The sequence below is a fragment of the Mycolicibacterium wolinskyi genome (assembly GCF_002101965.1).
Classification (GTDB): domain Bacteria; phylum Actinomycetota; class Actinomycetes; order Mycobacteriales; family Mycobacteriaceae; genus Mycobacterium; species Mycobacterium wolinskyi.
The window spans coordinates 138,230-162,877 of the sequence record NZ_LQQA01000030.1; the positions used below are offsets into that span (position 1 = coordinate 138,230).

At 66.2% G+C, this 24,648-nt stretch carries 20 protein-coding genes and 1 pseudogene; 17 read left to right on the forward strand and 4 right to left on the reverse strand.

The genetic code is table 11. The features are described from left to right. Positions 1-17 precede the first annotated feature (17 nt). Positions 18-3,527, forward strand: coding sequence for a DNA-directed RNA polymerase subunit beta (gene rpoB / locus AWC31_RS24275; RefSeq protein WP_085146480.1), 3,510 nt, complete (start codon positions 18-20; stop codon positions 3,525-3,527). Between the two features lie 35 nt (positions 3,528-3,562). Next, complete coding sequence (locus AWC31_RS24280) at positions 3,563-7,516, forward strand: DNA-directed RNA polymerase subunit beta' (protein WP_067856324.1); 3,954 nt, start codon at positions 3,563-3,565, stop codon at positions 7,514-7,516. A gap of 123 nt (positions 7,517-7,639) precedes the next feature. Here AWC31_RS24280 and AWC31_RS24285 read toward each other — a convergent pair whose 3' ends face one another. Continuing rightward, positions 7,640-8,242, reverse strand: a complete 603-nt coding sequence (locus AWC31_RS24285; RefSeq protein ID WP_085147278.1) for a maleylpyruvate isomerase family mycothiol-dependent enzyme — start codon at positions 8,240-8,242, stop codon at positions 7,640-7,642. A 102-nt stretch (positions 8,243-8,344) separates the two neighbouring features. Between AWC31_RS24285 and AWC31_RS24290 the strand changes: the two genes are divergently transcribed. Next, positions 8,345-9,097, forward strand: coding sequence for a deoxyribonuclease IV (locus AWC31_RS24290; protein ID WP_085146481.1), 753 nt, complete (start codon positions 8,345-8,347; stop codon positions 9,095-9,097). Positions 9,098-9,160: 63 nt separating this feature from the next. Further along, entirely contained in the window at positions 9,161-10,354 is a 1,194-nt protein-coding gene (locus AWC31_RS24295; protein ID WP_085146482.1) for a phosphatase PAP2 family protein, read from the forward strand. Here AWC31_RS24295 and AWC31_RS37980 read toward each other — a convergent pair. Continuing rightward, positions 10,292-10,585, reverse strand: a pseudogene (locus AWC31_RS37980) (cupin domain-containing protein); the annotation flags it as partial. The gene AWC31_RS24295 and the pseudogene AWC31_RS37980 sit on opposite strands and share 63 nt — an antisense overlap. Positions 10,586-10,676: 91 nt before the next feature. Between AWC31_RS37980 and AWC31_RS24305 the strand changes: the two are divergent. From AWC31_RS24305 to AWC31_RS24325, 5 genes are all read left to right on the forward strand, one after another. Beyond that, positions 10,677-11,849: a hypothetical protein gene (locus AWC31_RS24305; protein WP_234816984.1), complete on the forward strand. Its 1,173-nt coding sequence runs from the start codon at positions 10,677-10,679 to the stop codon at positions 11,847-11,849. Positions 11,850-11,906: 57 nt separating this feature from the next. Further along, positions 11,907-13,535: an acyl-CoA dehydrogenase family protein gene (locus AWC31_RS24310; RefSeq protein WP_110775243.1), complete on the forward strand. Its 1,629-nt coding sequence runs from the start codon at positions 11,907-11,909 to the stop codon at positions 13,533-13,535. A gap of 88 nt (positions 13,536-13,623) precedes the next feature. Further along, positions 13,624-14,562, forward strand: a complete 939-nt coding sequence (locus AWC31_RS24315) for a crotonase/enoyl-CoA hydratase family protein (protein WP_085146485.1) — start codon at positions 13,624-13,626, stop codon at positions 14,560-14,562. Between the two features lie 19 nt (positions 14,563-14,581). Next, entirely contained in the window at positions 14,582-15,295 is a 714-nt protein-coding gene (locus AWC31_RS24320) for a PaaX family transcriptional regulator C-terminal domain-containing protein (protein ID WP_067843537.1), read from the forward strand. Next, positions 15,292-16,059, forward strand: a complete 768-nt coding sequence (locus AWC31_RS24325) for a crotonase/enoyl-CoA hydratase family protein (RefSeq protein WP_085146486.1) — start codon at positions 15,292-15,294, stop codon at positions 16,057-16,059. The genes AWC31_RS24320 and AWC31_RS24325 overlap by 4 nt, the downstream gene beginning before the upstream one ends. Here AWC31_RS24325 and AWC31_RS24330 read toward each other — a convergent pair. Together AWC31_RS24330 and AWC31_RS24335 are read right to left on the reverse strand one after the other, a co-directional pair. Continuing rightward, the gene (locus AWC31_RS24330) at positions 16,056-16,466 is read right to left on the reverse strand and encodes a DUF3060 domain-containing protein (protein ID WP_085146487.1); all 411 of its coding nucleotides are present in this window, start codon (positions 16,464-16,466) and stop codon (positions 16,056-16,058) included. The genes AWC31_RS24325 and AWC31_RS24330 overlap by 4 nt on opposite strands. A 20-nt stretch (positions 16,467-16,486) precedes the next feature. After that, positions 16,487-16,816, reverse strand: coding sequence for a DUF3060 domain-containing protein (locus tag AWC31_RS24335; protein ID WP_067843540.1), 330 nt, complete (start codon positions 16,814-16,816; stop codon positions 16,487-16,489). A 203-nt stretch (positions 16,817-17,019) separates the two neighbouring features. Between AWC31_RS24335 and AWC31_RS24340 the strand changes: the two genes are divergently transcribed. From AWC31_RS24340 to AWC31_RS24375, 8 genes are all read left to right on the forward strand, one after another. Beyond that, positions 17,020-17,571 (forward strand): DUF3558 domain-containing protein, encoded by a 552-nt coding sequence (locus tag AWC31_RS24340; RefSeq protein WP_085146488.1) that lies wholly within the window; start codon positions 17,020-17,022, stop codon positions 17,569-17,571. Position 17,572: 1 nt separating this feature from the next. Further along, positions 17,573-18,106 carry a DUF3558 domain-containing protein gene (locus tag AWC31_RS24345; protein WP_085146489.1) on the forward strand — a complete coding sequence of 178 codons (534 nt, stop codon included), beginning with the start codon at positions 17,573-17,575 and terminating at the stop codon, positions 18,104-18,106. 86 nt (positions 18,107-18,192) lie between these two features. Continuing rightward, positions 18,193-18,807, forward strand: a complete 615-nt coding sequence (locus AWC31_RS24350) for a TetR/AcrR family transcriptional regulator (RefSeq protein ID WP_085146490.1) — start codon at positions 18,193-18,195, stop codon at positions 18,805-18,807. A gap of 279 nt (positions 18,808-19,086) precedes the next feature. Next, positions 19,087-19,461, forward strand: a complete 375-nt coding sequence (rpsL, locus tag AWC31_RS24355; protein WP_007167812.1) for a 30S ribosomal protein S12 — start codon at positions 19,087-19,089, stop codon at positions 19,459-19,461. Then, positions 19,461-19,931: a 30S ribosomal protein S7 gene (gene rpsG, locus AWC31_RS24360; RefSeq protein ID WP_036429170.1), complete on the forward strand. Its 471-nt coding sequence runs from the start codon at positions 19,461-19,463 to the stop codon at positions 19,929-19,931. Before rpsL ends, rpsG begins: the two co-directional genes overlap by 1 nt. Positions 19,932-20,005: 74 nt before the next feature. Further along, a complete protein-coding gene (gene fusA, locus AWC31_RS24365) occupies positions 20,006-22,108 on the forward strand; it encodes an elongation factor G (RefSeq protein ID WP_085146491.1) in 2,103 nt (700 codons plus the stop codon). A gap of 163 nt (positions 22,109-22,271) precedes the next feature. Continuing rightward, positions 22,272-23,462 carry an elongation factor Tu gene (gene tuf, locus AWC31_RS24370; protein WP_067842055.1) on the forward strand — a complete coding sequence of 397 codons (1,191 nt, stop codon included), beginning with the start codon at positions 22,272-22,274 and terminating at the stop codon, positions 23,460-23,462. 249 nt (positions 23,463-23,711) lie between these two features. Beyond that, the gene (locus AWC31_RS24375) at positions 23,712-24,638 is read left to right on the forward strand and encodes a hypothetical protein (protein ID WP_085146492.1); all 927 of its coding nucleotides are present in this window, start codon (positions 23,712-23,714) and stop codon (positions 24,636-24,638) included. The last annotated feature ends 10 nt before the right edge of the window (positions 24,639-24,648 follow it).

Sequence of the window (24,648 nt, forward strand, 5' to 3'; positions counted from 1 at the left end):
CCTAATAGTCGCATGAGGTGCTGGAAGGATGCATCTTGGCAGTCTCTAGCCAGAGCACAGCGAACGCTATCACCAATAACTCCGTCCCAGGAGCACCGAACCGAGTTTCATTTGCCAAGCTCCGCGAGCCGCTTGAGGTTCCGGGGCTGCTCGACGTTCAGACCGATTCCTTCGACTGGCTCGTCGGGTCCGACGAATGGCGTCAGAAGGCCATCGATCGCGGTGAGACCGACCCCAAGGGCGGTCTCGAAGAGGTGCTCGAAGAGCTCTCGCCGATCGAGGACTTCTCCGGCTCGATGTCGCTGTCCTTCTCCGATCCGCGCTTCGACGAGGTCAAGGCCCCGGTCGACGAGTGCAAAGACAAGGACATGACGTACGCGGCCCCGCTGTTCGTCACGGCCGAGTTCATCAACAACAACACCGGCGAGATCAAGAGCCAGACGGTCTTCATGGGTGACTTCCCGATGATGACCGAGAAGGGCACCTTCATCATCAACGGCACCGAGCGCGTCGTCGTGTCGCAGCTCGTCCGTTCGCCCGGTGTGTACTTCGACGAGACCATCGACAAGTCCACCGAGAAGACGCTGCACAGCGTCAAGGTCATCCCCGGCCGCGGTGCGTGGCTGGAGTTCGACGTCGACAAGCGCGACACCGTCGGCGTCCGTATCGACCGCAAGCGCCGTCAGCCGGTCACCGTGCTGCTCAAGGCGCTCGGCTGGACCAACGAGCAGATCGTGGAGCGCTTCGGCTTCTCCGAGATCATGATGGGCACGCTGGAGAAGGACAGCACCGCGGGTACCGACGAGGCGCTGCTCGACATCTACCGCAAGCTGCGCCCGGGCGAGCCGCCGACCAAGGAGTCCGCGCAGACCCTGCTGGAGAACCTGTTCTTCAAGGAGAAGCGCTACGACCTGGCTCGCGTCGGCCGTTACAAGGTCAACAAGAAGCTGGGCCTGAACGCCGGCCAGCCGATCACGTCGTCGACGCTGACCGAGGAAGACGTCGTCGCGACGATCGAGTACCTGGTGCGTCTGCACGAGGGCCAGACCACGATGACCGTCCCCGGCGGCGTCGAGGTCCCTGTTGAAGTAGATGACATCGACCACTTCGGCAACCGTCGTCTGCGCACCGTGGGTGAGCTGATCCAGAACCAGATCCGCGTGGGCCTGTCCCGCATGGAGCGTGTCGTGCGTGAGCGCATGACCACCCAGGACGTCGAGGCGATCACGCCGCAGACCCTGATCAACATCCGTCCCGTCGTGGCGGCGATCAAGGAGTTCTTCGGCACGAGCCAGCTGTCGCAGTTCATGGACCAGAACAACCCGCTGTCGGGTCTCACCCACAAGCGTCGTCTCTCGGCGCTGGGCCCCGGCGGTCTGTCCCGTGAGCGCGCCGGCCTCGAGGTCCGCGACGTGCACTCCAGCCACTACGGCCGCATGTGCCCGATCGAGACCCCTGAGGGTCCGAACATCGGTCTGATCGGTTCGCTTTCGGTGTACGCGCGGGTCAACCCGTTCGGCTTCATCGAGACGCCGTACCGCAAGGTCGTCGACGGGGTCGTCACCGACCAGATCGACTACCTGACCGCCGACGAGGAGGACCGCCACGTCGTGGCGCAGGCCAACTCGCCGATCGACGCCGACGGCCGGTTCACCGAAGACCGCGTGATGGTCCGCCGTAAGGGCGGCGAGGTCGAGAACGTGGCCCCGTCCGACGTCGACTACATGGACGTCTCGCCGCGCCAGATGGTTTCGGTCGCGACCGCGATGATCCCGTTCCTCGAGCACGACGACGCCAACCGTGCCCTGATGGGTGCCAACATGCAGCGCCAGGCCGTTCCGCTGGTGCGCAGCGAGGCCCCGCTGGTCGGCACCGGTATGGAGCTGCGTGCCGCGATCGACGCAGGCGATGTCGTTGTCTCGGAGAAGACCGGTGTGGTCGAAGAGGTCTCGGCCGACTACGTCACCGTGATGGCCGACGACGGCACCCGCCACACCTACCGGATGCGCAAGTTCGCCCGGTCCAACCACGGCACGTGCGCCAACCAGCGCCCGATCGTGGACGCCGGGCAGCGGGTCGAGTCGGGCCAGGTCATCGCCGACGGGCCGTGCACCCAGAACGGTGAGATGGCGCTGGGCAAGAACCTCCTCGTGGCGATCATGCCGTGGGAGGGCCACAACTACGAGGACGCGATCATCCTCTCGAACCGCCTGGTCGAAGAGGACGTGCTGACCTCGATCCACATCGAAGAGCACGAGATCGACGCCCGTGACACCAAGCTGGGCGCCGAGGAGATCACCCGGGACATCCCGAACGTCTCCGACGAGGTGCTGGCTGACCTCGACGAGCGCGGCATCGTCCGCATCGGCGCCGAGGTCCGCGACGGCGACATCCTGGTCGGCAAGGTCACCCCGAAGGGCGAGACCGAGCTGACCCCGGAGGAGCGCCTGCTGCGTGCCATCTTCGGTGAGAAGGCCCGCGAGGTCCGCGACACGTCGCTGAAGGTGCCGCACGGTGAGTCCGGCAAGGTCATCGGCATCCGCGTGTTCTCGCGCGAGGACGACGACGAGCTGCCCGCCGGCGTCAACGAGCTGGTTCGCGTGTACGTGGCCCAGAAGCGCAAGATCTCCGACGGCGACAAGCTCGCCGGACGCCACGGCAACAAGGGCGTCATCGGCAAGATCCTGCCGGTCGAGGACATGCCGTTCCTGCCCGATGGCACCCCGGTGGACATCATCCTGAACACCCACGGTGTGCCGCGTCGTATGAACATCGGCCAGATCCTGGAGACCCACCTCGGGTGGGTGGCCAAGGCCGGCTGGAACATCGATGTCGCCGCGGGAACCCCGGACTGGGCGAGCAAGCTGCCCGAGCAGCTGTACTCGGCTCCGGCCGACAGCATCGTCTCGACCCCGGTGTTCGACGGTGCGCAGGAAGGTGAGCTGCAGGGCCTGCTGGGCTCGACGCTGCCGAACCGCGACGGCGAGGTCATGGTCGACGCCGACGGCAAGGCGACGCTGTTCGACGGCCGGTCCGGCGAACCGTTCCCGTACCCGGTGACGGTCGGCTACATGTACATCCTCAAGCTGCACCACCTCGTGGACGACAAGATCCACGCGCGGTCCACCGGCCCGTACTCGATGATCACCCAGCAGCCGCTGGGCGGTAAGGCGCAGTTCGGTGGCCAGCGGTTCGGTGAGATGGAATGTTGGGCCATGCAGGCCTACGGCGCCGCCTACACCCTGCAGGAGCTGCTGACCATCAAGTCCGACGACACCGTCGGCCGCGTCAAGGTGTACGAGGCGATCGTCAAGGGCGAGAACATCCCCGAACCCGGTATCCCGGAGTCGTTCAAGGTGTTGCTCAAGGAGCTGCAGTCGCTGTGCCTCAACGTCGAGGTGCTGTCCAGCGACGGTGCCGCGATCGAGATGCGTGACGGTGACGACGAGGACCTGGAGCGCGCTGCCGCGAACCTGGGAATCAACCTGTCGCGCAACGAGTCCGCGTCTGTCGAAGACCTCGCCTGATTGTTTTCTAGTCCCGAAAGGGGAAAGGGAGTTACGTGCTAGACGTCAACTTCTTCGATGAACTCCGCATCGGCCTCGCCACCGCGGACGACATCCGTAACTGGTCGTACGGCGAGGTCAAGAAGCCGGAGACCATCAACTACCGCACGCTGAAGCCGGAGAAGGACGGCCTGTTCTGCGAGAAGATCTTCGGACCGACTCGCGACTGGGAGTGCTACTGCGGCAAGTACAAGCGCGTCCGCTTCAAGGGCATCATCTGTGAGCGCTGCGGCGTCGAGGTGACCCGCGCCAAGGTGCGTCGTGAGCGGATGGGCCACATCGAGCTGGCCGCGCCCGTCACGCACATCTGGTACTTCAAGGGCGTGCCGTCGCGGTTGGGCTACCTGCTCGACCTGGCCCCGAAGGATCTGGAAAAGATCATCTACTTCGCGGCCTACGTGATCACGTCGGTCGACGACGAGATGCGCCACAACGAGCTGTCGACGCTCGAGGCCGAGATGGCCGTCGAGCGCAAGGCCGTCGAGGATCAGCGTGACTCCGACCTGGAGGCCCGCGCCCAGAAGCTCGAGGCCGACCTGGCCGAGCTCGAGGCCGAGGGTGCCAAGTCCGACGTGCGCCGCAAGGTGCGCGACGGCGGCGAGCGCGAGATGCGTCAGCTTCGCGACCGCGCCCAGCGTGAGCTGGACCGGCTCGAGGAGATCTGGACCACCTTCACCAAGCTGGCCCCCAAGCAGCTCATCGTGGACGAGGTGCTGTACCGCGAGCTGCAGGACCGCTACGGCGAGTACTTCACCGGCGCCATGGGCGCGGAGTCGATCAAGAAGCTCATCGAGAACTTCGACATCGACGCCGAGGCCGAGTCGCTGCGCGAGGTCATCCGCAGCGGCAAGGGTCAGAAGAAGCTGCGTGCGCTCAAGCGCCTGAAGGTCGTCGCGGCCTTCCAGCAGTCCGGCAACTCGCCCATGGGCATGGTGCTCGACGCGGTCCCGGTGATCCCGCCGGAGCTGCGCCCGATGGTGCAGCTCGACGGTGGCCGCTTCGCCACCTCGGACCTCAACGATCTGTACCGCCGTGTCATCAACCGCAACAACCGGTTGAAGCGACTCATCGATCTGGGCGCGCCCGAGATCATCGTGAACAACGAGAAGCGCATGCTTCAGGAGTCGGTGGACGCGCTGTTCGACAACGGCCGTCGCGGCCGTCCGGTCACCGGGCCGGGCAACCGTCCGCTCAAGTCGCTGTCCGATCTGCTCAAGGGCAAGCAGGGCCGCTTCCGTCAGAACCTGCTCGGTAAGCGCGTCGACTACTCGGGCCGTTCGGTCATCGTGGTCGGCCCGCAGCTCAAGCTGCACCAGTGCGGTCTGCCGAAGCTCATGGCACTCGAGCTGTTCAAGCCGTTCGTGATGAAGCGTCTGGTCGACCTGAACCACGCGCAGAACATCAAGAGCGCCAAGCGCATGGTCGAGCGTCAGCGTCCGCAGGTGTGGGATGTCCTCGAAGAGGTCATCGCCGAGCACCCGGTTCTGCTGAACCGTGCACCCACGCTGCACCGCCTCGGTATCCAGGCCTTCGAGCCGCAGCTGGTCGAGGGCAAGGCCATCCAGCTGCACCCGCTGGTGTGTGAGGCGTTCAACGCCGACTTCGACGGTGACCAGATGGCCGTGCACCTGCCGCTGTCGGCAGAGGCGCAGGCCGAGGCCCGCATCCTGATGCTGTCGTCGAACAACATCCTGTCCCCGGCGTCCGGCAAGCCGCTGGCCATGCCGCGTCTGGACATGGTGACCGGCCTGTACTTCCTGACCACCGAGGTCGAGGGGGACACGGGCGAATACCAGCCGGCCACCAAGGACAGTGCTGAGCAGGGTGTGTACAGCTCGCCGGCCGAGGCCATCATGGCCCTCGACCGCGGCGCATTGTCGGTGCGCGCCAAGATCAAGGTGCGGCTGACCGATCTGCGTCCGCCGGCCGACATCGAGGCCGAACTGTTCCCGAACGGGTGGCGCCACGGCGACGCCTGGACCGCGAACACGACGCTGGGCCGCGTGCTGTTCAACGAGCTGCTGCCGCACGGGTATCCGTTCGTCAACGAGCAGATGCACAAGAAGGTCCAGGCCCGGATCATCAACGATCTGGCCGAGCGCTTCCCGATGATCGTGGTGGCGCAGACCGTCGACAAGCTCAAGGACGCCGGCTTCTACTGGGCCACCCGTTCGGGTGTCACCGTGTCGATGGCCGACGTGCTGGTGCCGCCGCAGAAGCAGGAGATCCTGGAGCGGCACGAGGCCGAGGCCGACGCGATCGAGCGCAAGTACCAGCGTGGTGCTCTCAACCACAAGGAGCGCAACGACTCGCTGGTCAAGATCTGGCAGGACGCCACCGAAGAGGTCGGTAAGGCGTTGGAGGAGTACTACCCGGCCGACAACCCGATCATCACGATCGTGAAGTCCGGCGCCACGGGTAACCTCACCCAGACGCGCACCCTGGCCGGCATGAAGGGCCTGGTGACGAACCCGAAGGGTGAGTTCATCCCGCGTCCGATCAAGTCCTCGTTCCGTGAGGGCCTGACGGTGTTGGAGTACTTCATCAACACCCACGGTGCTCGTAAGGGTCTGGCCGACACCGCGCTGCGTACCGCCGACTCGGGTTACCTGACCCGTCGTCTGGTGGACGTGTCGCAGGACGTCATCGTGCGCGAGACCGACTGTGAGACCGAGCGCGGCATCACGGTGCACCTGGCCGAGCGTGCCGCCGACGGTTCGCTGATCCGCGATGCGCACGTCGAGACCTCGGCGTTCGCGCGGACCCTGGCAACCGACGCGGTCGACGCCAACGGCAACGTGATCGTCGAGCGCGGCCACGACCTGGGCGACCCGGCCATCGACGCCCTGCTGGCGGCCGGCATCACGCAGGTGAAGGTCCGCTCGGTGCTGACCTGTGCCTCGGCGACCGGTGTGTGCGCCAAGTGCTACGGCCGTTCGATGGCCACCGGCAAGCTCGTCGACATCGGCGAAGCCGTCGGTATCGTCGCCGCGCAGTCGATCGGTGAGCCCGGTACGCAGCTGACCATGCGTACCTTCCACCAGGGTGGTGTTACCGGTGGCGCCGACATCGTCGGTGGTCTGCCCCGCGTGCAGGAGCTCTTCGAGGCTCGCGTTCCGCGGAACAAGGCGCCCATCGCCGACGTCGCGGGCCGGGTCCGGCTGGAGGAGAGCGACAAGTTCTTCAAGATCACCATCGTTCCCGACGATGGCGGCGAGGAAGTTGTCTACGACAAGCTCACCAAGCGTCAGCGTCTGAAGGTCATCACCCACGAGGACGGCTCGGAGGGCGTGCTCTCCGACGGCGACCACGTCGAGGTCGGCGACCAGCTGATGGAAGGCTCCGCCGATCCGCACGAGGTGCTGCGTGTCCAGGGCCCCCGCGAGGTGCAGATCCACCTCGTCAAGGAGGTCCAGGAGGTCTACCGGGCGCAGGGCGTGTCGATCCACGACAAGCACATCGAGGTCATCGTCCGGCAGATGCTGCGTCGCGTCACGATCATCGATTCGGGCTCGACGGAGTTCCTGCCCGGCTCGCTGACCGAGCGTGCCGAGTTCGAGTCGGAGAACCGTCGCGTCGTCGCCGAGGGTGGCGAGCCCGCGGCCGGCCGTCCGGTGCTGATGGGTATCACCAAGGCATCGCTGGCGACCGACTCGTGGCTGTCGGCGGCCTCGTTCCAGGAGACCACTCGCGTGCTGACCGATGCGGCGATCAACTGCCGCAGCGACAAGCTGAATGGTCTGAAGGAGAACGTGATCATCGGCAAGCTGATCCCGGCCGGTACCGGCATCAGCCGCTACCGCAACATCCAGGTGCAGCCGACGGAAGAGGCTCGGGCCGCTGCGTACACGATCCCGTCGTACGAGGATCAGTACTACAGCCCGGACTTCGGCCAGGCCACCGGTGCCGCGGTGCCGCTGGACGACTACGGCTACAGCGACTACCGCTAAGTCAGTCACGGAAAAGCCCCCGCTTCGGCGGGGGCTTTTTCGTTTCGGCGTCGTCTCGGCCCGCCATTGTCACGCTGGAGTGGCTGTCGACGCCGATGGTCACTCTGGCGTGACAGTGGCGGGTCAGGGCGTGGCGAGCGCCGGGAGTCCGGGGCCGTCGAGTTCGCCGAGCGCCACGCGCCGACCTGAGATCGCCAACAACAATGCCAGCGCGGTGCCGCTCACCTCAGGCCCGTCGCCGATGGCCAAATCGGTATCGGTCGCGGTAATCCGCACGCGGGTGAGAAGTTCCTTCGCTCCGCCGAAAGATCTTGAGGTGCGGGCCTGTTGGCGCAGCGACCTGGTGACGGCTTCGGGGGCATACGCGCGCGTGATGCCGAGCGGGCGACGGATGTCTTCGCCGTGCACCACTTCCTCGACGAGGCGCGTGTCGAGGGGCGCCGGGGGAGTCGACGTCCGTGCCGCGGCGCGACGCAGCCGCTCCAGCGTTTCGTGCGGCGACGCGCCGCGGGCACGTGCGACGCCACGCGCGTTCTGCCGGTCGAAGTCGAAGCCGGCCCGCGCCATGTCGAGCAGGAAACCCACACGCGTGGTCATCGCCACGTCGACCAGATGCGCGACGACGTCGTGCACACCCCACCCGTCGCACAGCGACGCCGCCTGCCACGCGCTGTCCTCCAGCCGCCCGAGGTCGGCGATCAGCGCCGCGCGTTCGGCATGCACCATCGGCCACACGTCGTTGTTCACACTTCATACGACCGACCGGGCAGACGAAAGTCATCGCAAAGCGCCCGCTGACGTGTCGCACCGTCTCACTAGACTGGCCGCGTGCTCATTGGTTCGCATGTAGACAACACCGACCCGCTGGCCGCAGCCGCCGCTGACGGCGCCGACGTCGTGCAGTTCTTTCTCGGCAACCCGCAGAGCTGGAAGAAGCCCAAGCCTCGTGAAGACGCCGAGGTGCTCAAGGCTTCGTCCGTGCCGCTGTATGTGCACGCGCCGTACCTGATCAATGTCGCGTCGGCCAACAACCGCGTCCGGATCCCGTCCCGCAAGATCCTGCAGGACACATGCGACGCTGCCGCCGAGATCAACGCCACCGCGGTCATCGTGCACGGCGGTCACGCCGACGACAACGACATGGAGGCCGGATTCGTCCGCTGGGTGAAGGCGCTCGACGCGCTCAACACCGACGTGCCGGTTTATCTGGAGAACACCGCGGGCGGCGATCATGCGATGGCCCGGCACTTCGACACGATCGCCCGGTTGTGGGATCACATCGGCGACAAGGGAATCGGCTTCTGCCTGGACACGTGCCACGCGTGGGCGGCGGGTGAGGCGTTGATCGACGCCGTCGAACGCATCAAGGCCATCACGGGCCGCATCGACCTCGTGCACTGCAACGATTCGCGGGACGCGGCGGGTTCGGGTGCGGACCGGCACGCCAATTTCGGCGCCGGGCAGATCGATCCGCAGTTGCTCGCGGCGGTGGTCAAGGCCGCCGACGCGCCGGTGATCTGCGAGACCGCCGAGGAAGGCCGCAAGGACGACATCGCGTTCCTCCGGGAGCACGCGAGCTGAGTTTCGCAACCCGGAACACCGGCCGAACGACGGGTGACACGTAGGTGAACTAGGCTCAAGTGTGTGTCCACGATTGACGAGAAGCCGTCAATCGCCCCGTCGGAGGCCGAACCCTCCGTAGACGACAACGACCGGCGAACGCGCAGGCTTCGCATCCTGCGTTATACCGCGATCGCCGTTTGGGCTTCTGTTGTCGTATATCGCACGATCACCGATGGTTTCGCCTTCAACCGAGAGCTGTTGCTGCTCTACATCAGCACCGGCCTGCTGGCGGCGAGCATCGGTCAGGGCAGACGCATGCTCTACGTCATCCGGGACTGGCTGCCGTTCGCCTTGGTACTGGTCGCCTACGACCTGAGCAGGGGTGCGGCGACGCTGATCGGCCGGCCCACGTTGTGGCAGTGGCAGGTCGACGCGGATCGCTGGTTGTTCTTCGGAACGGTGCCGACGGTCTGGTTGCAGGAACGCCTCAAGCTGCCGCATCCGCCGTGGTGGGAAGTGGTGATCAGCACCGTCTACATGTCGTTCTTCATCCTGCCGTACGTGGTGGCGGGGGTGCTGTGGCTGCGCGACCGCGACGAGTGGAAGCGATTCGTGCGGCTGTTCGTCGGTTTGTCGTTCGCGGCCCTGGCGATCTACGCACTGTTGCCTGCCGCCCCGCCGTGGGCGGCCGCCCGCTGCACCTCGGCCGACGTCGACGGCGGGCCATCGGGACCGCGGTGCATGTTCCGTTCGGCGCGCGAGGTTTCCGACGGTGGACTGCTCGGGGCCATGCAGAGCAGTCAGGACGGCGCCAACGACTGGATCGAACGAATCGTCGCCCGCGGCTGGGGCAAGCTGAACCTGCACTCGGCGACCGCGCTGATCGATCAGGGGCAGGCGAGCGTCAACCTGGTGGCCGCCATACCGTCGCTGCACGCGGGCCTCACCGCAGCGGTCGCCGCGTTCCTGTGGCACCGCGTGCACCGCAAGTGGCGGCCGTTGCTTGTGGCTTATCCGCTCATCATGGCGTTCACGCTCGTCTACACCGCCGAGCATTACGTCATCGACATCCTGCTGGGCTGGGCCTTGGCGGCCGTGGTGGTGTTCGCGCTGAACCGGTTCGACGCGCGGCGCCGGTCACGCGCCGGTCAGGTAGACCTTGCGGAGAGTCTCGGTGACGGTCCAGACGGTGCTGGTGCCGGCCTTCAGGCGGACGAGGCTGCCGGGGCCGAGCTGCATGGCCGGGCTGCCGTCGGCGAACTCGACCGAGCCTGATCCGGACAGCACGACGAACACCTCGTCGGCTTCCACGTCGGTCATCACCCCCGGCGTCATCTCCCACACGCCGATCTCCAGGCCGCCGAACTCGTCGAGCGCCACCGCGCCTGTTTGCGGCGCGCCGCTGACCGATTGATCGGCACGCACCGGCTCGAGAATCAGGTCGAGATCGGCGGCCGGCACGAGGGTGTTCGGATTCATCGGATCAGTATGCGGACGGCGCGACATCCGGCCGAAACGAGTAGTCGACTACTCGCGCTGACGACGGTCGGCGAAACTTACGCTTCCGTCTATCAGCCTGGCCAGGTGAGGAGGCAACGTGACCATCACGGAGGCGCCACCGGAGTCACCGTCCCGCATGCCCGCCATCGATGCCGTCAGACCCGTCGGAGGTCCGGTGTGGGTGGCCTGGCGCGAAGGAACCCTGACGCGGGCCTATGAACTCGAGACGTTGGTCGACTACCTTGCCATGGGCAATGCGCGGGACGTCGGAGGCTCGCTCTCGAGGGCGATCAAGAGTCACCTGGACGCGGCTCGCGACGCGGCGGGCGGTAAGCGGCCCGAACTCGGCAAGCGAATCCGGTTGTCCCGCAACGGCCCACTGCTCGAACGTGCGATGAGCAACCTCGACGCAGCCGAGGCGCAGCTGCTCAATCTCGCCCCGCCCTCCTATCTGGCCGGGCAGCTCCCGTCACTGCTGAGGCATGTGCAACGTCATCTCCGGTCGAGCGATCCGGGCCGCCAGGCGATGGAGCGGCTCGCCAAGACCCTCATCACGACCGACCGCGGGTCCATAGCGCCGGTGGTCGAGCAGGAGCGGGACACCATCGTCTCCACCGTCCGGGCGGCGAGCTCGGAGGCGTTACGGGAGAACGTGCGACTGCGCAGCTTCCGCAACATCGTGGTCAGCACGACGCTGGTGTTGACGGTTCTGGTCATCGCGCTCGCGATCATCGGCTACAACGACCCGAAGTTGATCCCGCTGTGCTTCGCGCCGGAGGACGCCAACGAGGTGACGGTCGTGTGCCCGACCGCGGAGTCAGTGCCGTTCGCACCGGTTCGGGCTGGTGTGGATCCGCCCGACGAAGGAGCGATCGAGACGGGTGCCAAGGTCGCCGAGACCGCCGGCAAGTGGGATCTGACGGTCGTCGCACTCGTCGGGCTGGTCGCGGCGGCGATCGCGTCGGCCGCCACGCTCAGCCACGTCAAGGGCTCGTCGGAGCGCTATGGCATCCCGGTCGCATTGGCTGCGCTCAAGCTTCCGACCGGGGCGCTGACCGCCGTGCTGGGGATCCTGTTGATGCGCGGCCAGTTCGTTCCGGGGTTGAACGCCCTGGATACGCCCGCTCAGATCCTCGCGTGGGCGTTGGTGTTCGGGTATGCGCAGCAGATCTTCACGAGGCTCATCGACCAACAGGGTCAGACCGTGCTGAACAGCGTGCGCTCCACCGAGGACAGCCCGGCACCCGACCACAAACGTGCGCGGAGCTGACTTAAGGCGTTCATTACAACTATTGTGCGGTTGTCGAAAAACTGTAACACTGGGCGCATGGCTGATACGCATGTCGTCACCAATCAGGTACCGACACTTGAGGACTACAACCCGGCCACCTCGCCCGTGCTCACCGAGGCCCTCATCCGCGAGGGCGGCGAGTGGGGCCTCGATGAGGTGAACGCGCTCGGTGCGCTGTCGGGCAGCAGGCAGGCCCAGCGCTGGGGCGAGCTTGCCGACCGGAACCAGCCCGTCCTGCACACGCACGACCGCTATGGCCACCGCGTCGACGAGGTCGAGTATGACCCCGCCTATCACGAGCTGATGAACGTCGCGATCGGCCACGGACTGCACGCCGCACCGTGGGCTGACGATCGCGCCGGATCCCACGTCGTGCGCGCGGCGAAGACGTCGGTGTGGACGGTCGAACCCGGCCATGTCTGCCCGATCTCGATGACCTACGCGGTCGTCCCCGCGCTGCGGTTCAACCCCGAGCTGTCGGCGATCTATGAGCCGTTGCTGACCAGTCGCGTCTACGATCCCGAACTCAAGCTCGCGACGACGAAACCCGGCATCACCGCGGGCATGTCGATGACCGAGAAGCAGGGCGGTTCCGACGTGCGGGCCGGCACCACGCAGGCCACGCCGAATGCCGACGGCAGCTACTCGCTCACCGGGCACAAGTGGTTCACGTCCGCCCCGATGTGTGACATCTTCCTCGTGCTCGCGCAGGCGCCGGGTGGTCTGAGCTGTTTCTTCCTGCCGCGGATCCTGCCCGACGGCAGCCGCAACCGCATGTTCCTGCAACGCCTCAAGGACAAGCTCGGCAACCACGCCAACGCGTCGAGCGAAGTCGAATACGACGGTGCCACAGCATGGTTGGTCGGTGAAGAGGGGCGCGGCGTGCCCACCATCATCGAGATGGTCAACCTGACGCGGCTCGATTGCACGCTGGGCAGTGCCACGAGTATGCGCAGCGGCCTGAGCCGTGCCGTGCACCACGCCCAGCACCGGAAAGCGTTCGGCGCCTATCTGATCGACCAGCCGCTCATGCGCAACGTGCTGGCCGACCTCGCGGTCGAAGCCGAGGCCGCCACGATGCTCGCGATGCGCATGGCCGGTGCCACAGACAAGGCGGTCCGCGGCGATGAGCGCGAGACGCTGCTGCGCCGGATCGGTCTGGCCGCCGGCAAGTACTGGGTGTGCAAGCGCGCGACGCCGCACGCCGCGGAAGCCATGGAATGCCTGGGCGGCAACGGTTATGTCGAGGACTCCGGTATGCCGCGGCTGTACCGCGAAGCGCCGCTCATGGGCATCTGGGAGGGCTCCGGAAACGTGAGCGCGCTGGACACCCTGCGCGCCATGGTGACCCGGCCCGAATGCGTCGATGTGTTGTTCGACGAGCTGGCCAAGACCGGCGGCCACGATCCCCGGCTGGACGCACATGTCGCCACGCTGCAGTCCGACCTGGGTGATCTGGAAACCATCCAGTACCGCGCCCGCAAGGTCGCCGAGGACATTTCGCTCGCACTTCAGGGTTCGCTGCTGGTGCGCCATGGACACCCGGCGGTCGCCGAGGCGTTCCTGGCCAGCCGGCTCGGCGGCCAGTGGGGTGGCGCGTTCGGAACCTTGCCCACCGGGCTGGATCTCGCGCCGATCATCGAGCGTGCGTTGGTGAAGGGATGACCAGTCTCGCCGAACAGACACGTAGGTACCCGAAAATGCCCGTTTCAGGGGGCTTTCACGTCTGCTCGCGCTGGGGAAGGGGCCGCGCATGACACACGCGATCAGACCGGTGGACTTCGACAACCTCAAAACCATGACGTATGAGGTGACCGACCGCGTCGCCCGCATCACGTTCAACCGGCCCGACAAGGGCAATGCGATCGTCGCCGACACGCCGTTGGAGCTTTCGGCGCTCGTCGAACGCGCGGACCTGGACCCCAACGTGCATGTCATCCTGGTCTCCGGTCGGGGCGAAGGCTTTTGTGCCGGTTTCGATCTCGGCGCATACGCGGAGGGGTCGTCGTCAGCCGGCGGGGGAAATCCGTATCAGGACACCGTCCTGTCGGGCAAGACCCAGGCGATCAACCACCTTCCGGATCAGCCGTGGGATCCGATGATCGACTACCAGATGATGAGCCGGTTCGTGCGCGGCTTTTCCAGCCTGATGCACGCCGACAAGCCGACCGTGGTCAAGATCCACGGGTACTGCGTGGCGGGCGGCACCGACATCGCGTTGCACGCGGACCAGGTGATCGCGGCCGCCGACGCCAAGATCGGCTACCCGCCGATGCGGGTGTGGGGCGTGCCCGCCGCCGGATTGTGGGCACACCGGCTCGGGGATCAGCGCGCGAAAAGGCTTCTGTTCACCGGAGATTGCATCACCGGCGCACAGGCGGCCGAATGGGGGCTGGCCGTCGAGGCACCGGAGCCGGAAGACCTCGACGAACGCACCGAACGCCTCGTCGCCCGTATCGCGGCGATGCCGGTCAACCAGCTCATCATGGCCAAACTGGCATGCAATTCGGCATTGTTGCAACAGGGTGTGGCGACCAGTCAGATGGTCAGCACGGTGTTCGACGGCATCGCGCGGCACACCCCCGAAGGGCACGCGTTCGTCGCCGACGCCCGCGAACACGGTTTCCGAGAGGCGGTGCGTCACCGCGACGAGCCGCTGGGTGATTACGGACGTAAGGCATCCGGGGTGTGAGGTGGCCGCGCTCAATCGCATGACGGCCCGTTCGGTCGTGCTGAGCGTGCTGCTCGGTGCGCACCCGGCCTGGGCGAGCGCGGCCGAACTCGTCCAGCTGACAGCGGATTTCGACATCCGCGAACCGACTCTGCGGGTCGCGTTGACGCGAATGGTGAGCGCGGGTGACCTGGTGCGCTCGGAGGACGGATACCGGCTCTCGGACCGACTGCTGGTCCGGCAGCGCAGGCAGGACGACGCGATCGATCCCAAACTGCGTGCGTACGACGGCAGTTGGCTGACTCTCGTGATCACGAGTGTGGGCACCGATGCGCGCACGCGAGCGTCACTGCGGAACACGCTGCAGCAGTGCCGGTTCGCCGAACTGCGCGAAGGCGTGTGGATGCGGCCCGACAACCTCGACCAGGTGTTGCCGGCTGAGATCACCGATCGGGTACGCGTTTTGCACACGCGCGATGACGAGCCCGCGGAACTGGCCGCGACATTGTGGGACCTGCCCGACTGGACCGGCACAGCGGGCTGGCTGCTCGACGAAATGTCTTCGGCCACGGATGTTCCCGGTCGATTCCAGGCCGCGGCCGGCATCGTGCGCCATCTGCTCACCGATCCGGTGCTGCCGGGCGAACTGTTGCCGGCCGATTGGCCGGGCACCGCACTGCGCAAGGCTTACAAGGACTTCGCCGCCGAACTCGTCGCGCGGCGCGACCGCACGGAACTGATGGAGGCGACGTGAGCGAACCCGTCCGGATCGAACGCAATGGTGCGGTGACCACCGTCATCATCGACCGTCCGCATGCCCGCAATGCGGTCAACGGGCCCACCGCGGCGGCGTTGTTCGCGGCGTTCGAGGAGTTCGATGCCGACGACTCGGCGTCGGTCGCGGTGTTGACCGGCGCGGGTGGAACATTTTGTGCCGGGGCCGATCTGAAGGCGTTCGGCACCCCGGAGGCCAACCAGGTGCACCGCACCGGGCCGGGGCCGATGGGGCCGAGCCGGATGGTGTTGTCCAAGCCGGTGATCGCCGCGGTGAGCGGCCATGCGGTGGCCGGAGGCCTGGAACTCGCGTTGTGGTGCGATCTGCGGGTCGTCGAGGAGGACGCCGTGATGGGCGTGTTCTGTCGCCGCTGGGGCGTGCCGCTCATCGACGGGGGGACCGTGCGGCTGCCGCGGCTGATCGGTCAGAGCCGCGCCATGGACCTGATCCTCACCGGACGTGCCGTCGACGCCGCCGAGGCGCATGCCATCGGGCTGGCCAATCGGGTGGTGCCGAAGGGGCAGGCCCGCGAGGCCGCCGAGGAGTTGGCCGCTCAACTCGCCCGGTTGCCGCAGCAGTGCATGCGCGCCGACCGTCTCTCGGCACTGCATCAGTGGGGCGAATCGGAAGAGGCGGCAATGGATTTCGAGTTCGCGAGCATCGCACGCGTCAAGGACGAGGCGATGGACGGTGCCGGACGGTTCGCGGCGGGCGCCGGCAGGCACGGGGCGAGTGCGGTCTAACCCTTGCTGACGGAATTGCCGCTGCCGGTGTTGGTGACCTTGGGGTCGCCGTCGCGGTAGGTGATGGTGTTGTTGAGCCCGACGACCGTGAGGTCCTTGTCGATCTTCTCGAAGTTGATCTTGTTGTCGGACCCGCCGATGTTGACGTTGGCGCAGGTGCCCTTGACGGTCAGCGTGTTGTTCGCCCCGCCGACCGTCAGCGACTTGCCGTCGGCGCAGTCGATGTCTGCGGTGGTGCCGACGGACATGTAGTTGATCGTGTTGCCGACCTCGACGTTGAGCCCGGAGGAGCCGGCCGTCGCCGACGGGCTCGTGGTGTCCTGACTCTCCGAACCACAGGCCGCCAAGCCGAATACGGCGACGGCGGCAGCGGCGGTGCCGAGGATTTTCGTCATGTGGGCGCGCATGTACTCCCTTGCTTCCTTACTCAGGCGGGTACGCGATCGAGTCGGTTCGTCATACCCAGTTCGCGGCCGCGGTCGACCAACACCGGCGCACCGTTCTTGAAGAACACGGTCTGATCCCAGCCGTACACCGTGATGTCGTTGACGACGTTGTCGGCGATCACCACGTTGGACGACCCCTGCACAGTCACCGCCCAGCACGTTCCCAGTGCGTTGACCTGGTTGCCCGTGCCGTTGACGAACAGGGTGGAGTTGTTGCAATCGATCGTCTGCTCGATGCCCTGGCCGGTGACGTGGGTGTCGCCGTTCTTGGCTGCCGCGGTGGGCGTGCCGACGGCCAGCACGGCCGGCATGGCGATGAGGCAGGCGGCGAGTGTCCGGCTCGCGGTGGTCAAGCTCGCGCGCCGACGCGGTCTCCAATGCACGGTGTTCCCCTTCCGATCCGCTGGTTTGAAGAGTACGTGGCGGCGTCGGCGTCACGGCAACTGTTGGCGAGTTCGGCCGGCAGGCGCTGATCGGTCGCGGGAGTTGGCAGTGCTCGGTAGCGTGTTCTCCGATGTACCGGCGTGTTATCGAGGCTGCTGCCATCGCGGTCACAGCCGTGGTGACGGCCGCGGCGTGCTCGCAGACGATCTCGGGGACGGCGCAACGCGCACAGCCCGACCCTTCCGACCCGAACCGAAGCTACGGCTATGTCGACGACCGGTGCGGGCTTCTGGTCGACAGCACGGTGCAGGAGATCCTCGCCGCCGACAATGTGGTGCGCCCCTACAGCGGCGCGGTCTGCCAGTACGTCCTGTCCCGCAAAGGCGCACCCGACGGCCCGCCGGCGATGCTCGACGTCATCTTCTCGTGGTTCGAAACCGGAACCCTGCAACGGGAGCGCACGGTGGCCGAGGAGCGTGACGCGCACATCACCGACACCGTCGTCGAACGTCACCAGGCCTTCCTCGCCAGGCGCGACGTGACCGGCGCGGCGTGCTCGGCCACCGCGGCCGCCGGCCCCGGCGTGCTCAGCTGGTGGGTGCAGCTGCGTGGTCAGAACATCGGCGATCCGTGCAAGGACGCCGAGAAACTGTTGTCCCGAACGCTGCAGTCGGAACTCTGACGTGCCCGGTCGTGCGTTACCAGCCAGACTCGTCGCCGGCCTCGCCGCAGGCGCCGCACTGCTCGCCGGGTGCGGTTCGCCCGACGCGCCGGACACCCCGCCCCCGCCGGCGCCATCAGGCGGGGGTTTTCAGAGTGCGGACTGCAACGGGGTCACCGACGACGATGTCCGCAACGCCGTCGGCTCGTCGATGTTCACGAGAGTCGTGGTCAGCGACTCGGGCTGCTTCTGGCAGGAGAACACCGTGCTGGGCACGTTCGGCGCGGGCATGGGGATCTCGACGTGGTGGTACCGGGGCAGTGACATGGACACCGAGCGGTCGTTGGAGCAGCGGGCCGGCCGGACGCTGACCGAACTCTCGATCGACGGCAACAAGGGGTTCAAGGCGGCCGACGCCAATGTCTGCAGCATCTATGTGGCCAAAGGTGGTGACGTCATCACCTGGTCGATCCAGACGATGAACCCGGCCGTCCTGCCGGATCTGTGCACGATCACCGAGCAGCTCGCCCAACTCAGCCAGGACCGAGTGAACTGACCTGCCGGGTTCTTCGGACTCGAGGGACTAGAGTTTCACGGCGACCCGCACCAGGGTCGCAACCTCGACCCAAAGGTAGTGCGCACATGTCAGTTCGGCCGGAGCCGCAGACGGCGGGCGGCCGGTCGCGATCGGCCAGGACCACGAGGCTCAGCCGCGACTCGATCGTCAACGCTGCGCTGACCTTTCTGGATCGGGAGGGCTGGGACGCGCTGACCATCAACGCGCTGGCCAGCCAGCTCGGCACCAAGGGGCCGTCGCTGTACAACCATGTGCACAGCCTCGAAGACCTGCGCCGCACGGTCCGGATGCGTGTGGTCGACGACATCATCGCGATGCTCAACACCGTGGGTCAGGGCCGGACGCGCGACGATGCCGTCATGGCGATGGCCAGCGCCTACCGCAGCTATGCCCATCACCACCCGGGCCGCTACTCGGCCTTCACCCGGATGCCGTTCGGTGGCGACGATCCCGAGTACTCGGCGGCGACCAAAGCTGCGGCGGGCCCGGTGATCGCTGTTCTGGCGTCCTACGGCCTGGAGGGGGAGGACGCGTTCTACGCGGCGCTCGAGTTCTGGTCGGCGCTGCACGGCTTCGTCCTGCTGGAAATGACCGGCGTGATGGACGATATTGACACCGATGCGGTTTTCACCGACATGCTGCTGCGATTGGCCTCCGGGATGGAGCGTCGACAGCCGTAGGCTCTGACCTGCGATTAGGCGACTGCGCACGAGTTTGTTTCGGCGCGGTCGGCCCTGGTATTGTGGTGGATCGTGCCTGGCCGGAAAGGCGCATGCGGCTGAGGAGTTTCGCAAGCGTGCCCGCACGCCGGGCCAATTCGCATGTCTAACACGCATCGGAATTCCGCCGGTGCGGGCGCGTGCGACACGCCCGGACGCGGGGTACACGTCTGGGGCGTAACTGCAGTACAGAGACTTAAAAAGAACGAGCAACACAAGCAACACAGAGAAAGCCGGTACATGCCAACCATCCAGCAGCTGGTCCGTAAGGGCCGCCGCGACAAGATCGCCAAGGTGAAGACCGCGGCCCTCAAGGGCAGCCCGCAGCGTCGCGGCGTGTGCACCCGCGTGTACACCACCACGCCGAAGAAGCCGAACTCGGCACTTCGCAAGGTCGCGCGCGTGAAGCTGACCAGCCAGGTGGAGGTGACCGCCTACATCCCGGGCGAGGGTCACAACCTGCAGGAGCACTCGATGGTGCTGGTGCGTGGCGGTCGTGTGAAGGACCTGCCCGGTGTCCGCTACAAGATCATTCGCGGTTCGCTCGACACCCAGGGCGTCAAGAACCGCAAGCAGGCCCGCAGCCGCTATGGCGCGAAGAAGGAGAAGAGCTAATGCCGCGCAAGGGACCGGCGCCCAAGCGTCCGTTGGTCAACGACCCGGTCTACGGGTCGCAGCTGGTCACCCAGCTGGTGAACAAGGTTCTTCTGCAGGGGAAGAAATCGCTGGCTGAGCGCATTGTTTATGGTGCGCTCGAGCAGGCCCGCGACAAGACCGGCACCGATCCGGTGGTCACCCTCAAGCGCGCGCTCGACAATGTGAAGCCCGCCCTCGAGGTGCGCAGCCGTCGCGTCGGTGGCGCGACCTACCAGGTCCCCGTCGAGGTTCGCCCCGATCGTTCCACCACGCTGGCCCTGCGCTGGCTGGTGAGCTTCTCGCGACAGCGCCGGGAGAAGACCATGGTCGAGCGTCTCGCCAATGAGATCCTGGACGCCAGCAATGGCCTGGGCGCCTCCGTCAAGCGGCGTGAGGACACCCACAAGATGGCCGAAGCGAACCGGGCCTTCGCGCACTACCGCTGGTGATCTCGACGCCCGTTGCAGTGCTGCGGCGGGCGTAACACCAACAAATATTCAAGCGAAAGAGTGGGAAGACTTCCGTGGCACAGGACGTGCTGACTGACCTGCACAAGGTCCGCAACATCGGCATCATGGCGCACATCGACGCCGGTAAAACGACGACGACCGAGCGCATCCTCTACTACACCGGTGTGAACTACAAGATCGGTGAGACGCACGACGGTGCCTCCACGACCGACTGGATGGAGCAGGAGCAGGAGCGGGGTATCACCATCACCTCCGCCGCCGTGACGTGCTTCTGGAACCAGAACCAGATCAACATCATCGACACCCCCGGGCACGTCGACTTCACCGTCGAGGTGGAGCGGTCCCTGCGGGTTCTCGACGGTGCGGTCGCCGTCTTCGACGGCAAGGAGGGCGTCGAGCCCCAGTCCGAGCAGGTGTGGCGTCAGGCCGACAAGTACGACGTGCCGCGAATCTGCTTCGTCAACAAGATGGACAAGCTCGGTGCGGACTTCTACTTCACCGTGCGCACCATCGAGGAGCGCCTCGGCGCCAAGCCTCTGGTGATCCAGCTGCCGATCGGCGCGGAGAACGACTTCATCGGCATCATCGACCTGGTCGAGATGAAGGCCAAGGTGTGGCGTGGCGAGACCGCGCTCGGTGAGAAGTACGAGGTCGAGGAAATCCCGGCCGATCTCGCCGACAAGGCCGAGGAGTACCGCACCAAGCTCATCGAGACGGTCGCCGAGACCGACGAGGCGCTGCTGGAGAAGTACCTCGGTGGCGAAGAGCTCTCGATCGACGAGATCAAGACCGCCATCCGCAAGCTGACCGTGGCCAGCGAGCTGTACCCGGTCCTGTGCGGCAGCGCGTTCAAGAACAAGGGCGTGCAGCCCATGCTCGACGCGGTCATCGATTACCTGCCGTCGCCGCTGGACGTCGAGTCCGTGCAGGGTCACGTCCCCGGCAAAGAGGACGAGATCATCAGCCGCAAGCCGTCCACCGACGAGCCCTTCTCGGCGCTGGCGTTCAAGATCGCGGTGCACCCGTTCTTCGGCAAGCTGACGTACGTCCGCGTGTACTCGGGCACCGTCGAGTCCGGTTCGCAGGTGGTCAACTCCACCAAGGGCAAGAAGGAGCGGCTGGGGAAGCTGTTCCAGATGCACGCCAACAAGGAGAACCCGGTCGAGCGGGCGTCCGCCGGTCACATCTACGCCGTGATCGGCCTGAAGGACACCACGACGGGTGACACCCTGAGCGACGCCAACGAGCAGATCGTGCTGGAGTCGATGACCTTCCCCGATCCCGTGATCGAGGTGGCCATCGAGCCCAAGACCAAGAGCGACCAGGAAAAGCTCGGTACGGCGATCCAGAAGCTGGCCGAAGAGGATCCGACGTTCAAGGTTCACCTGGACCAGGAGACCGGCCAGACCGTCATCGGCGGTATGGGCGAACTTCACCTGGACATCCTGGTCGACCGGATGCGTCGCGAGTTCAAGGTCGAGGCCAACGTCGGCAAGCCGCAGGTGGCTTACCGCGAGACCATCCGCCGTGCCGTGCAGAACGTCGAGTACACCCACAAGAAGCAGACGGGTGGCTCGGGCCAGTTCGCGAAGGTCATCATCAACCTCGAGCCGTTCGTCGGCGAGGACGGTGCGACCTACGAGTTCGAGAACAAGGTCACCGGTGGCCGCATCCCGCGTGAGTACATCCCGTCGGTGGATGCCGGTGCGCAGGACGCCATGCAGTACGGCGTGCTGGCCGGCTACCCGCTGGTGAACCTGAAGGTGACGCTGCTCGACGGCGCCTACCACGAGGTCGACTCCTCGGAAATGGCGTTCAAGGTGGCAGGTTCGCAGGTGCTGAAGAAGGCCGCGCAGGCCGCTCAGCCGGTGATCCTGGAGCCCATCATGGCTGTCGAGGTCACGACGCCCGAGGACTACATGGGTGACGTGATCGGCGACTTGAACTCCCGCCGTGGTCAGATCCAGGCCATGGAGGAGCGAAGCGGTGCGCGCGTCGTCAAGGCGCAGGTTCCGCTGTCGGAGATGTTCGGCTACGTCGGCGACCTCCGGTCGAAGACCCAGGGCCGGGCGAACTACTCCATGGTGTTCGATTCGTACGCCGAGGTTCCGGCGAACGTGTCGAAGGAGATCATCGCGAAGGCGACGGGTCAGTAGAGCATCGATGGCCGCTTGCGGCCGAGGCGCGACACTGAGCCGGAGCCGAGCAATGAGCGCGCGAAGGCCACCGGCCAGTAGGTCGGCGGTCGTCGGGACCACACAACTGAACACATCAACACTGCTTTAGAAAAAGCACCAACAAGTCCAGGAGGACACCACAGTGGCGAAGGCGAAGTTCGAGCGGACGAAGCCGCACGTCAACATCGGGACCATCGGTCACGTTGACCACGGCAAGACCACGCTCACTGCAGCAATCACCAAGGTTCTGCATGACAAGTACCCGGAGTTGAACGAATCGCGCGCATTCGACCAGATCGACAATGCGCCTGAAGAGCGTCAGCGCGGCATCACGATCAACATCTCGCACGTCGAGTACCAGACCGAGAAGCGGCACTACGCTCACGTGGACGCTCCCGGCCACGCCGACTACATCAAGAACATGATCACCGGTGCCGCCCAGATGGACGGCGCGATCCTGGTGGTCGCCGCTACCGACGGCCCGATGCCGCAGACCCGCGAGCACGTGCTGCTGGCCCGCCAGGTGGGTGTGCCCTACATCCTGGTCGCGCTGAACAAGTCGGACGCGGTGGATGACGAGGAGCTCATCGAGCTCGTCGAGATGGAGGTCCGCGAGCTGCTGGCCGCTCAGGACTTCGACGAGGAAGCCCCGGTCGTGCGGGTTTCGGCGCTCAAGGCGTTGGAAGGCGACGAGAAGTGGGTCAAGTCGGTCGAGGACCTGATGGACGCCGTCGACGAGTCGATCCCGGATCCGGTTCGTGAGACCGACAAGCCGTTCCTGATGCCCGTCGAGGACGTCTTCACGATCACCGGCCGCGGCACCGTGGTCACCGGTCGCGTCGAGCGCGGCATCATCAATGTGAACGAGGAAGTCGAGATCGTCGGCATCCGCCCCGACACCACCAAGACCACGGTCACCGGTGTCGAGATGTTCCGCAAGCTGCTCGATCAGGGCCAGGCCGGTGACAACGTCGGTCTGCTGCTGCGCGGCATCAAGCGTGAGGACGTCGAGCGTGGCCAGGTTGTGGTCAAGCCCGGCACCACCACCCCGCACACCGAGTTCGAGGGCCAGGTCTACATCCTGTCCAAGGACGAGGGCGGCCGCCACACGCCGTTCTTCAACAACTACCGTCCGCAGTTCTACTTCCGCACCACCGACGTGACCGGTGTGGTGACGCTGCCGGAGGGCACCGAGATGGTTATGCCCGGTGACAACACCGACATCTCCGTCAAGCTGATCCAGCCCGTCGCCATGGACGAGGGCCTGCGCTTCGCGATCCGCGAGGGCGGCCGTACCGTCGGCGCCGGCCGGGTCACGAAGATCAACAAGTAGGCTCGCCTACGTGATCAACAAGTAGTTGATCTGACGCCATCATTGCGGCGCCCACCCGAAAGGGTGGGCGCCGCTTTGTTTTTGGCGACGACGTGATTCGGCTCACGTTCCGGCGATGCGACATGGGGATTTTTCGTGCGCAACAACCAGGGAGTCGCCCATTTCGCCTGGCGCGGTGATAGTTTGCCGGGGGAGCGTTGTCGAAAAGTAGTAGCCCGCACAATTGATCGCTACGAGTCGAGGTATCAGGTGGACGTCGATGTAACCGAACCGATCCCGGAGGTGACGACGCTCGCCGAGCGGGTTCAGGGCCAGCTCAGTCCGTCGCGGATCATTGCCGGCATCTCGACAACTGTCGCCGTCGTCGCGGTCGGCGCGCTCATCTGGGTCACCGGACAGCAGCCGGACACCGCGCCACCCCAGAGCCCGAGCCCGGCCGTCGCATCCGGGCCCGCCGCGCATGCCCAACCGGTGGCCGCGCATCCCCCCGCACCTCAAGCGGCGCCACCCGCACCGCCGTCGACGCCGGCTCCTGCGCCGGCCCCGTCGGCGGCACCGGCTGCGAGCTCGACGGGCGGAATCGCTGATCTGTTCAAGCCGCCGATCGCCACCGCGCCCCGCTCTCCCGCGACGTCCGAGACATCCGGAAATTCGCAAGCACCCACGATCTCTTGGCCCGGGTTCGACACCGGATTCAGGCCGCCGGACGCCTCCTCCTGGGCACCGAGTCTTGCCGCCGCGAATGCGGCCCCAAGCGCGGACGCCGTCATCGCCGCGGTGTCGGGCACAGCGGGATGGGTCGGCGGCGGCGCACTGGACGTGTTGGGCGACATCATCATCGCGTCGAGCAACGGCCGTCAGAATCCCGGCGTACCGCAGCCGACCAGCCTTGCCGCGCTGATGCTCGGACCGGCCGCGACGACGGGCACCGGTCTGCCGAGTCTGCCGCCTCCGCCGCAGGTGGACTGGTCCAAGCTGCCGCCCCCGAACGTGGACTGGTCGAAGATCCCGCCGCCGAACGTCGACTTGTCCAAGATCCCGCCGCCGCAGATGCCGCAGGTCGATTGGTCGAAGATCCCGCCGCCGCAGCTGCCGCCGCCGCCCCAGATGCCGCGGATCGAGGACCCGTTCGCCAAGCTGCCGAGCATCACGCGCGCGGTCGGTCTGCCGTTCTGATTCACCGGCG

What these genes read in the sequence shown, in the direction of transcription:
- AWC31_RS24285 (WP_085147278.1), bottom strand. Translation starts at nt 8,242, where the DNA reads ATGGTGCATGCCGAACGCGCGGCGCTGATCGCCGACCTCGGGCGGCTG.
- AWC31_RS24310 (WP_110775243.1), top strand. Translation starts at nt 11,907, where the DNA reads ATGGCTGATACGCATGTCGTCACCAATCAGGTACCGACACTTGAGGAC.
- AWC31_RS24315 (WP_085146485.1), top strand. Translation starts at nt 13,624, where the DNA reads ATGACACACGCGATCAGACCGGTGGACTTCGACAACCTCAAAACCATG.
- AWC31_RS24320 (WP_067843537.1), top strand. Translation starts at nt 14,582, where the DNA reads ATGACGGCCCGTTCGGTCGTGCTGAGCGTGCTGCTCGGTGCGCACCCG.
- AWC31_RS24330 (WP_085146487.1), bottom strand. Translation starts at nt 16,466, where the DNA reads ATGCGCGCCCACATGACGAAAATCCTCGGCACCGCCGCTGCCGCCGTC.
- AWC31_RS24335 (WP_067843540.1), bottom strand. Translation starts at nt 16,816, where the DNA reads ATGCCGGCCGTGCTGGCCGTCGGCACGCCCACCGCGGCAGCCAAGAAC.
- AWC31_RS24340 (WP_085146488.1), top strand. Translation starts at nt 17,020, where the DNA reads ATGTACCGGCGTGTTATCGAGGCTGCTGCCATCGCGGTCACAGCCGTG.
- AWC31_RS24350 (WP_085146490.1), top strand. Translation starts at nt 18,193, where the DNA reads ATGTCAGTTCGGCCGGAGCCGCAGACGGCGGGCGGCCGGTCGCGATCG.
- rpsL (WP_007167812.1), top strand. Translation starts at nt 19,087, where the DNA reads ATGCCAACCATCCAGCAGCTGGTCCGTAAGGGCCGCCGCGACAAGATC.
- rpsG (WP_036429170.1), top strand. Translation starts at nt 19,461, where the DNA reads ATGCCGCGCAAGGGACCGGCGCCCAAGCGTCCGTTGGTCAACGACCCG.